Origin of the sequence: Nocardia farcinica (assembly GCF_029867845.1) — a bacterium.
Classification (GTDB): Bacteria; Actinomycetota; Actinomycetes; order Mycobacteriales; family Mycobacteriaceae; genus Nocardia; species Nocardia farcinica_A.
In genome coordinates, this window is sequence record NZ_JARWRU010000397.1 from 1 (window position 1) to 9,960 (window position 9,960).

Consider the following 9,960-nt stretch of genomic DNA (forward strand, 5'->3'; position numbering starts at 1 on the left):
CCCCCCGAACCGGACACTTGCCGGTGAGGGCGGTGGCGGCGACGGCATAGGCTGACGCTCATGACGACAACCGAGCAGATTTCCGGGTCGGCCGGACTGTCCGCGGCGCAGGTCGAGCAACGACGCCGCGACGGGCTCACCAACGATGTCCCCGATCGCGCGAGCCGCTCGGTGCGCGAGATCGTGCGCGCCAATGTCTTCACCCGCATCAACGCCATCCTCGGCGTGCTGTTCCTGCTGGTGCTGAGCACCGGCTCGATCATCGACGGGATGTTCGGCCTGCTCATCGTCGCCAACAGCGCGATCGGCATCATCCAGGAGGTGCGGGCCAAGCGCACCCTCGACCAGTTGGCGATCGTCAGCCAGGCCAAGCCGACGGTGCGTCGCGACGGCGTGGCCACGCAGATCCCGCCCAAGGACATCGTGCTCGACGACCTGATCGAGCTCGGTCCGGGCGATCAGATCGTTGTCGACGGCGTCGTCGAGGAATCCGAACTGCTCGAGGTGGACGAGTCGCTGCTCACCGGCGAGGCCGACCCGATCGACAAGCAGGTCGGCGCCCAGGTCATGTCGGGCAGCTATGTCGTCTCCGGCTCCGGCGCCTACCGGGCCACCAAGGTCGGCCGCGACGCCTACGCCGCCCGCCTGGCCGAGGAGGCCAGCAAGTTCACCCTGGTGCGCTCGGAGCTGCGCAGCGGCATCGACCGCATCCTGAAGTTCATCACCCTGCTGCTCATCCCCGCGGGCCTGCTCAGCATCTACAACCAGCTGTTCTCCAGCGGCGAGTCGTGGCGGCCCGCGGTCACCGGCATGGTGGCCGCGCTGGTGCCGATGGTGCCCGAGGGCCTGGTGCTGATGACCTCCATCGCCTTCGCCGTCGGTGTGGTGCGGCTCGGTCAGCGCAAGTGCCTGGTGCAGGAGCTGCCCGCCATCGAGGGCCTGGCCAGGGTGGATGTGGTGTGCGCGGACAAGACCGGCACCCTCACCGAGAACGGCATGCGCCTGGCCGAGGTCAGGGCGCTCGGCGGTGCCGACGAGGCGGAGGCGCGCACGGCGTTGTCCGCCCTGGCCGCCGCCGACCCGCGCCCCAACGCCAGCGTGCAGGCCATCGCCGAGGCGCTGGACGCGCCGCCCGCCTGGCAGCGGACCGGCCTCGCCCCGTTCTCCTCGGCCAAGAAGTGGAGCGGCATCTCCTTCGGCCAACACGGCGATTGGCTGCTCGGCGCCCCCGACGTGCTGCTCGACCCGGCCACCGACGACGCCCGCGCCGCCGAGGAGCTCGGCGCCAAGGGCATGCGGGTGATGCTGCTCGCGCGCAGCGACCGGCCGGTCGACGCCGCCGACGCGCCCGGCGTGGTCACCCCGGTGGCCCTGGTGGTGCTCGAGCAGAAGGTGCGCCCTGACGCCCGCGACACCCTAGAGTACTTCGCGCAGCAGGACGTCGACATCAAGGTCATCTCCGGTGACAACGCCGTCTCGGTCGGCGCGGTGGCCGCCTCTCTCGGCCTGCCCGGCGGCGACCATGCCGTCGATGCCCGCAAGCTGCCCGAGGACCAGGAGAAGCTGGCCGAGGTGCTCGACGGGGAGACCACCTTCGGCCGGGTGCGCCCGGAACAGAAACGGGCCATGGTCGGCGCCCTCCAGGCGCACGGGCACACTGTGGCCATGACCGGCGACGGCGTCAACGACGTGCTGGCGCTCAAGGACGCCGACATCGGCGTCGCGATGGGCTCGGGCAGCCCCGCCACCCGCGCGGTCGCCCAGATCGTGTTGCTGGACAACAAGTTCGCCACCCTGCCCTACGTGGTGGGGGAGGGTCGCCGGGTGATCGGCAACATCGAGCGGGTGTCGAATCTGTTCCTCACCAAGACGGTCTATTCGGTGCTGCTGGCGTTCCTGGTCGGCCTGGCCGGTGTCGGCTCGCAGATCTTCGACTACGACCCGATCGGCTACCCGTTCCTGCCGCGCCACGTGACCATCGCGGCCTGGTTCACCATCGGCATCCCGGCGTTCATCCTCTCGCTGGCGCCGAACAACGAACGCGCCCGCGACGGCTTCGTCTCCCGGGTCATGCGCCAGGCGATCCCCTCCGGCGTGGTGATCGGCGTGGCCACCTTCATCGCCTATCTGATCGCCTACCAGGGCCCGGAGGCCACCGAGCAGGAGAAGGTGCAGGCCGGGACCACGGCGCTGATCACGCTGATCGTCATCGCGGTATGGGTGCTCGCGATCGTGGCAAGGCCGTACGTGTGGTGGAAGGTGGTGCTGATCGGGGTCTCGGTGCTGGCCTACGTGCTGCTGTTCACCGTGCCGTTCACCCGCGAGTTCTTCGCTCTCGACCCGTCGAACCCCACCCTGACCGCCTGGGCGCTCGGCCTCGGCGCGATCGGCATCGTGCTGGTGGAGATCGCCTGGTGGTTCAGCGCCACCGAGGCAGGCGAGCACCGGCTCATCCCGGCCTCGCCCGGTGGGGCGGCCTGAGCCGCGCCCGAGAACCCTTGCGCCGCGCGGGCATTCGCCGGTGGAGTACCTTCTGGGGCATGGAGCTGCTGCTGCATCAGATCGACGCGTTCGCCGACGCCCCCTTCTCCGGCAATCCCGCCGCGGTGATGCCGTTGTCGTCCTGGCTGCCCGACGCGCTGTTGCAGAGCCTGGCCGAGGAGAACAACCTCGCCGACACCGCCTTCTACACCGCGCAGTTACCGCCGGAGGCGGGCGGCGCCCCCGCCGAGAATCCCGCCTTCCACCTGCGCTGGTTCACCCCCGGCGCCGAGGTGGACATGTGCGGGCACGCCACCCTGGCCTCGGCGGCGCAGATCCTCACCGACCTGCACCCAGGCGAGGACAGGGTCAGCTTCTTCACCCGCAGCGGCTGGCTGCACGTCGACCGCACCGACGACGACGAGTACGTGCTCGACCTGCCCGCGGTCGCCTCCGTGGCGACCGAGCCGGACCCGGTGCTCGTCGAGGCCATCGGGGTGCGCCCGGTCCGCGCCTACTCCGGCGCCGACGAGGTGCTGATCCTGGCGTCCGAACGCGAAGTGCGCGAGGCGGCCCCGGCCCTCGGCGCGTTCCCGCCGCTCGAGCGCGGCGCGATCATCGCAGCCCCCGGCGACGAGGTCGATCTCGTCTCCCGCTTCTTCGCCCCCGGCGTCGGCGTGCCGGAGGACCCGGTCACCGGTTCCGCGCATGCCCAGCTGGTCCCGTTGTGGGCCGAGCGCACCGGCAGCCCGTTCGTGCTCGCCCGCCAGCTGTCCCGGCGCGGCGGAACGATCCGCTGCGAACTGCGCGGGGAGCGGGTGCTGCTCATCGGCCGCTGCCGCCGCTATCTCGACGGAGTCGTCACCCTGGACGACTGAACCCCCGCACGACCGAACCCTGCCGTGTCCCCGGCGGCGGGGATCACTCGTCCGGCACCGGTCCGTCGTCCGGGCCGGGGACCACCGTCTCGGTGTGCTCGGGCAGCAGCGGGGCGACCGCGTAGTGCCCGGCCACCGCGTCGGCGGGCAGCGCCTCCACCGCGCGGACCACCGGATCGGCCTCCAGATCGCGCAACTGTTCCGGCGTCCCGCGCACCACGACCGCCACCGCGCAGGCACAGCCCCCCGCCAGCCTGCTCGCGCTCACCTCGAGGACCCGGCGGTAGCGTTCGTCGCCGCGGTCGCCGGTGGCCGCGGCTCGCAGCAGGCCAGCGGCGGCGGCGGCCGAATCGCGCAGCGCGGTCTCGTCGGCCGGCACCGGGATGGTGGTGAGCGGGGTCTGCACGCGGGGCAGCGGCACCCGGTAGAGCACCTGGCCGATGCGCAGGCCGCCGGTGTGCGCGGTCAGCTGATCCGGCGGCAGCGGGTCGGCGAACGACACCAGCGCCCAATGCTGTTCGGTGTCGGCGATGTTCACCGAATCCGCCGCGCGCGCGAGGTAGTCGGTCACCCGCTCGCCGTTCTCCGGGCCGAGCCGGTCGCTGCGCACGCCGAGATCGCGGGGTGGGTTCAGCACGCCGAGCAAGCCGAAGAACCCGACGAACAGCGTCGCCGCGAGAACCACCACGAGGGCGCGCGCCGGACCGCTCAACCGTCGTCCTGGGGCCTGCTCGGGCTCGGCCGAGCCCTCCTCACGCATCGCGCAGCACGTCCAACGCGTGGCTGAGGTCGGCCGGGTACTCGCTGGTGATCTCCAGCCAGCGGCCGTCCGCGGGATGGTGGAAGCCCAGGGTGTGCGCGTGCAGCCACTGCCGCTCCAGGCCGAGGCGCGCGGCCAGTCTCGGGTCGGCGCCGTAGGTCAGATCGCCGCAGCAGGGGTGGCGGATGGCGGAGAAGTGCACGCGGATCTGGTGTGTGCGGCCGGTCTCCAGGTGGATGTCGAGCAGGCTCGCGGACTGGAAGGCCTCGATGGTGTCGTAGTGGGTGACGCTCGGGCGTCCGTCCGCGGTGACGGCGAACTTCCAGTCGTTGCCGCGCGCGCGGCCGATCGGCGCGTCGATGGTGCCGCTGCTCGGGTCGGGATGTCCCTGCACCAGCGCGTGATAGCGCTTCTGCACGGTGCGCTGCTTGAACGCCCGCTTGAGCACGGTGTAGGCGTGCTCGGACTGGGCCACCACCATCACCCCGGAGGTGCCGACGTCGAGCCGGTGCACGATGCCCTGGCGTTCGTGCGCGCCGGAGGTCGAGATGCGGTAGCCCGCGGCCGCCAGCCCGCCGACCACGGTCGGGCCCGACCAGCCGACCCCGGTGTGCGCGGCCACGCCGACCGGCTTGTCCACGGCCACGATGTCGTCGTCGGCGTAGAGGATCTTCATCCCCTCCACCGGCGCGACCTCAACGGTCAGCTCCCGCTTGGGCTCGGGGAACTCCACTTCGAGCCAGGCGCCTGCGGTCAGCCGGTCGGACTTGCCCACCGCCGCTCCGTCCAGCAGCACGGCGCCCTCGGCGGCCATCGCCGCCACCGCGGTGCGCGAGAGGCCGAGCAATCGGGACAGACCCGCGTCCACCCGCATGCCGTCCAGCCCGTCGGGCACCGGCATGGCCCTGGTCTCTCTCACGTGGTCGTCCCCTTTCCGGTGTGCTCGCCGTCGCGTTCCGGCGCGTCGCCGTCGCTGTCCCCGCCCGCCGCGGCACCGTCCACCGGGACCGCGTCACGCTCGGCGGTCGCGTGGTCCGCCCCGGTGCCTGCGGCGCCTTCGCGGTCTTCGCCCGCCCGGCGGTCCTGCCCGCCGGACGCCGGTTCCCCGGCCTCCTGGTCACGGCCGACGCGGGTGCCGTCGAGTTCGAACCCGAACAGCGTCGCCACCACCAGAAGCGTCGCCCCGCACACGATCGCCGAGTCGGCGACGTTGAACACCGGGAAGGACCCGACGGCGACGAAGTCCACCACGTGGCCCTGCAACGGGCCGGGCGCGCGGAACAGCCGATCGGCCAGATTACCGACCGCGCCGCCGAGGACGAGCCCCAGGCCGATCGCCCACCACAGCGAGCGCAGTTTGCGGCCGATGCGGATCACGCCGATCACCACGCCGACCGCGATCAGGGTCAGCAGCCAGGTCATGCCGGTGGCCATGGAGAAGGCGGCGCCGGGATTGCGCACCAGCGCGAAACGCGCGAAGTCGCCGATGATCGGGACCGGATCGCCCGGGGTGATGGTGGCCACCACGATGCACTTGGTGAGCAGGTCGAGGGCGAACACGATCACCGCGAGCGTCAACAGGGTGTGCAACCGCAAGGGCGGCGGCGGGGCAACGGCGGAGTCGTGCCGGTCGTCTTTCACACCCTCCATCATGTCTCGAGCACGAGACCGCCCCTCCCGCGACTCCTCCGCGCGGGTGCGGCTGTGCGATTTCCCGGGTAACGGTGTGGGCTGCCACGGCGGAGTCTGAGTCCGCGCTCAGGAAGCGGTCGTACCCTGTTGCTCGTGACGGTGTTGTCTTCTCCCCACCTGCCCCGGATCGCGCGGTCGCGAGCGCTGCTCGTCGTGCTCGCCCTGGGCCTGTCGACCTTCGCCGTCGGCTGCGCCGATGACGCCGAGGCTCCCGCCAGCACCGAGGGCACCGAGCCGCTCGGCATCGGCAAGGAGGTGACGGTGCCGATCTCGGTGGCCGCCGCCGCGCTGGTCGCTCCAGGCGCCGAGCCGAGAGCCGTGCTGCGGCCCACCTTCGCGCCGGGCACCGAGCAGCAGGTCACCCTGCACACCGAGCACCACATCGAGCAGCAGATCAACGACCAGGTGCCGCGCGACTTCTCCACTCCGGCGCTGACCATCCCGATGACCGCGCGGGCGGGCAGCGGCGGCGTCGACCTCACCCTCGGCGACGTCACCAGCCCCGACCCGATCCTCAGCGAAGCGCTGACCGCGGCGGGCGGCTCCCAGGCGGGCCTGGATTTCGACGCCGACGGCGCCATCACCGCGCTGCGCCTCGCCCCCACCCCGGATACGCCGAACACCGCCCGCGCCGCCCTGGAGAACGCCTTCTACCAGGCGGTGTACCGCTCGATCATGTTCCCGGACGAGGCGGTCGGCGAGGGCGCGGTGTGGACCGTGCACCAGGAGGTCACCGGCGGCGTCACCCTCGACCAGGTGACCACCGCGACCCTCGTCGCCCGCGACGGCGACCGGCTGACCATCGACCTGACCGTCAAGCAGACCCCCAAATCGTCCTCGTGGGCGCTGCCGAACGACACCGGCACCCTGTCCATCGAGGACTATCTGATGGAGGGCACCGGCACCATCACCGTCGACCTCGGGCTGCCGCTGCCGGTGGCCGGGGCGATCAGCGTGGGCGGGCACCAGGTCTACCGCGACCCGCGCAGCGTGAGCCTGCTGAGCCAGAGCATCGTGACGCAGGTGACGTGGGCCGAGTGAGAGCCGTGCGCAGATCGTCGCGTCGAACCGCCCGATACCGCACCACCGCCTGCCTGGCCGCCGCGGCCGCCACGGTGACATTGCTGACCGGCTGCGGCTCGGACGACGACCCACCCGCCGCTCCGCCCGTCGAACTGACCGCGCTCGGCCCGGTGGTCCCCGCCGCCGAGGTGGGCGAGCCCTTCTACGACTCCGCCGACGCCATGGCCCTGCGCCTGCTCGACGAGGACGATCTGCCCGCGGGCATGGTGCCCGCCTACGACCCGGCCGACCCGGACACCCGTCCGGCCTCGCTGCCCAGTCCCACCACTCCGCCCGGCTGCGGCAAGGTGCTGATGGCGCTGGGCCATCAGCGCCCCGAGACTCTCGCCTGGACCGGCGTGGCCTACGACGGCCCGGAGTTCGCCGCCATCGACATCGACGTGGCCGCCTATCGCGAGGTCGGCCCGGCGTTCACCGCCGTCCAGGAGACGCTGGCCCGTTGCGCCGAGTATTTCGGCGAGGACAGCGAGGGCGTCCGCATCGACTACCGGCTCGGCGCGCTCGACCAGCCGCCCGCCGGGGACGCGAGCACCGCCTTCCAGCTGGTCATGTCCAGCCAGGGCACCACACTGGTGGCCCAGGCTGCGCTGGTCCAGGTCGGCAACACCCTGGTGCAGATCTCGGTGACCGCGCCGGAGGCCTCGGACCCGGCGTTGCTGGCCCAGCTCACCGCCGCCCAGGTGCGCGCCCTGCGCGAAAAGTGAGGCCGCGCCGCCAGGACCGCGCGGCGGGGAGTGTGCGGGCTGGAGCGTGCCGGCTGGGAGTGTGCTGGCTGGGAGTGGGCGGCCGGGGAGTGGGCGCGGCCGCCCCGCTGTCGCCGAACCGATGCCGTGCCGTCGCTGCCGAAGGGCTCGTGCGGCGGCGGGCGCGGGGATAGGCTCGCCGGGTCAGACGAAGTGCCTCGACCCGGAGGTGTGTCATGTCCGATGTCGACCCCGTTCCCGCCGGATACCCGGCGCTGTCGCCCGGGCTGGCCGTCGACGGCGCCGCCGAGGCCGTCGAGTTCTACAAGCGGGTCTTCGGCGCCACCGAGCGCATGCGGATGCCCCGGCCGGATGGCCGGATAGCACACTGCGAGCTGATGATCGGCGGGTCCGTGCTCATGCTCGGCGACCCGGCCCCCGAGGTCGGCTTCTTCGATCCGCAGGCCGTCGGCGGCACTCCGGTGAGCCTGCACGTCTACGTCCCCGACGCCGACGCCGCCTTCGTCACCGCCATGGAGCTGGGCGCCCGTGAGGTCGAGGCGGTGAGCCTGCGGTTCTACGGCGACCGCTCCGGCTGCTTCGTCGACCCGTGGGGACACCGCTGGACGGTGGCCACCCATGTCGAGGACGTCCCGCCCGACGAGATGGACCGCCGCATGGCAGGCCTGTTCGGCGAGTCCTGAGCCGGCAGGAATTCGGCAATCGCCGGTGCCCGTGCCCGATCCCCCTCATGTGATCGGCACGGCGCTCCGCGGCGGTTCCGGCAGTGTCAGCCGCGGGCGATGGCCTCGAAGACCGACGGGTCCACCAGGGTGGAGGTGTCGCCGAGTTCCCGGCCCTCGGCCACGTCGCGCAGCAGCCTGCGCATGATCTTGCCGCTGCGGGTCTTCGGCAGCTCGGAGACGATGAAGATGTCGCGTGGTTTGGCGATCGGTGAGATCTCCTTGGCCACGGTGTTCTTCAGCTCCGCGACGAGGGTCTCCTGATCGGCGGTGTCGTTGCCGGTGCGCAGGATCGTGAACGCCACGATGCCCTGTCCGGTGGTGGGGTCGCTCGCGCCGACCACGGCGGCCTCGGCGACGGCGGGGTGGGAGACGAGTGCGGATTCGACCTCGGCGGTGGAGATGCGGTGGCCGGAGACGTTCATGACGTCGTCGACTCGGCCGAGGACCCACAGGGCGTTGTCGGTGTCGATGCGGGCGCCGTCGCCGGCGAAGTACCAGCCTTGTTCGCGGTAGCGGTCCCAGTAGGTTTCGCGGTAGCGGTCCATGTCGCCCCAGATGCCGCGCAGCATCGACGGCCATGGTTGGTCGAGTACCAGGTAGCCGTTGGCGTCGGTGGTTTCGGGGTTGAGTGGGTTGGCGTCGTCGTCGACGACCTTGGCGCTGATGCCGGGCAGGGGTGTCATGGCGGCGCCGGGTTTGGCGTGGGTGGCGCCGGGCAGGGGGGAGATCATGATGGCGCCGGTTTCGGTCTGCCACCAGGTGTCGACGATGGGGGTGCGGTCTTTGCCGAGGGTGTGGCGGTACCAGCGCCAGGCTTCGGGGTTGATGGGTTCGCCGACGGAGCCGAGCAGGCGCAGGGTGGACAGGTTGTGGCTGTCGGGGATCTGGGCGCCCCATTTCATGAAGGTGCGGATGAGGGTGGGGGCGGTGTAGTAGATGGTGACGCCGTATTTTTCGATGATGTCGAAGTGGCGGTGTTCGGTGGGGGAGTTGGGGGTGCCTTCGTAGACGATCTGGGTGGTGCGGTTGGCGAGGGGGCCGTAGACGATGTAGGAGTGGCCGGTGACCCAGCCGATGTCGGCGGTGCACCAGTAGATGTCGTGGCCGGGTTTGTGGTCGAAGACGTAGTGGTGGGTGTAGGCGGTTTGGGTGAGGTAGCCGCCGCTGGTGTGCAGGATGCCTTTGGGTTTTCCGGTGGTGCCGGAGGTGTAGAGGATGAACAGGGGGTGTTCGGCGGGGAAGGGTTGGGCTCGGTGTTCGGGGGAGGCGTTGGTGACGGTGTCGTGCCACCACAGGTCACGGCCCTCGGTCCAGTCCACCTCGATGCCCGTGCGCCGCACCACCAGCACGTGCTCGACGGTGGAGGCGCCGTCGGTGAGGGCCTCGTCCACCGCCGCCTTCAGCGGTGCGGGGGTGCCGCGCCGCCACTGACCGTCGGTGGTGATCACCAGGCGCGCTCCCGCGTCGTCGATGCGCTGGCGCAGCGCGGTGGCGGTGAAGCCGGCGAAGACGACCGAGTGGGTCAGGCCGAGGCGGGCGCAGGCCAGCATGGACACGATGGCCTCGGGGACCATCGGCATGTAGATGGCGACCCGGTCGCCTGCGGTCAGGCCGAGTTCGGTGAAGTAGTTGGCGGC

The 9,960-nt window shown here is 71.5% G+C and carries 9 protein-coding genes; 5 read left to right on the top strand and 4 right to left on the bottom strand.

All coding sequences use genetic code 11. The features are described from left to right. The first annotated feature begins 60 nt into the window (after positions 1-60). On the top strand, positions 61-2,481 hold the full coding sequence (locus tag QH283_RS08405; RefSeq protein WP_280502453.1) for a cation-translocating P-type ATPase: 2,421 nt from the start codon (positions 61-63) through the stop codon (positions 2,479-2,481). A 59-nt stretch (positions 2,482-2,540) separates the two neighbouring features. Beyond that, positions 2,541-3,359: a PhzF family phenazine biosynthesis protein gene (locus QH283_RS08410; protein WP_280502454.1), complete on the top strand. Its 819-nt coding sequence runs from the start codon at positions 2,541-2,543 to the stop codon at positions 3,357-3,359. Between the two features lie 43 nt (positions 3,360-3,402). Here the strand turns inward: QH283_RS08410 and QH283_RS08415 are convergent, their stop codons facing one another. Genes QH283_RS08415 through lspA form a run of 3 tightly spaced genes read right to left on the bottom strand, consistent with a single transcriptional unit; the run spans position 3,403 to position 5,772 of the window. Continuing rightward, positions 3,403-4,119: a hypothetical protein gene (locus tag QH283_RS08415; RefSeq protein WP_280502455.1), complete on the bottom strand. Its 717-nt coding sequence runs from the start codon at positions 4,117-4,119 to the stop codon at positions 3,403-3,405. Further along, positions 4,112-5,038, bottom strand: coding sequence for an RluA family pseudouridine synthase (locus QH283_RS08420; RefSeq protein ID WP_280502456.1), 927 nt, complete (start codon positions 5,036-5,038; stop codon positions 4,112-4,114). The genes QH283_RS08415 and QH283_RS08420 overlap by 8 nt, the downstream gene beginning before the upstream one ends. Next, on the bottom strand, positions 5,035-5,772 hold the full coding sequence (gene lspA / locus QH283_RS08425) for a signal peptidase II (protein ID WP_280502457.1): 738 nt from the start codon (positions 5,770-5,772) through the stop codon (positions 5,035-5,037). Before lspA ends, QH283_RS08420 begins: the two co-directional genes overlap by 4 nt. Positions 5,773-5,910: 138 nt before the next feature. On the opposite strand from lspA, the gene QH283_RS08430 reads away from it, so the two are divergent. The 3 genes from QH283_RS08430 (at position 5,911) to QH283_RS08440 (ending at position 8,281) form a co-directional block, all read left to right on the top strand. Continuing rightward, positions 5,911-6,852, top strand: a complete 942-nt coding sequence (locus tag QH283_RS08430) for a hypothetical protein (RefSeq protein WP_280502461.1) — start codon at positions 5,911-5,913, stop codon at positions 6,850-6,852. Between the two features lie 5 nt (positions 6,853-6,857). Beyond that, positions 6,858-7,598, top strand: a complete 741-nt coding sequence (locus tag QH283_RS08435) for a hypothetical protein (protein WP_280502458.1) — start codon at positions 6,858-6,860, stop codon at positions 7,596-7,598. Positions 7,599-7,813: 215 nt separating this feature from the next. Next, positions 7,814-8,281 (top strand): VOC family protein, encoded by a 468-nt coding sequence (locus QH283_RS08440; protein ID WP_280502459.1) that lies wholly within the window; start codon positions 7,814-7,816, stop codon positions 8,279-8,281. 86 nt (positions 8,282-8,367) lie between these two features. Here QH283_RS08440 and acs read toward each other — a convergent pair. Continuing rightward, a partial coding sequence (gene acs / locus QH283_RS08445) for an acetate--CoA ligase (RefSeq protein ID WP_280502460.1) occupies positions 8,368-9,960 on the bottom strand: 1,593 nt, incomplete at its 5' end.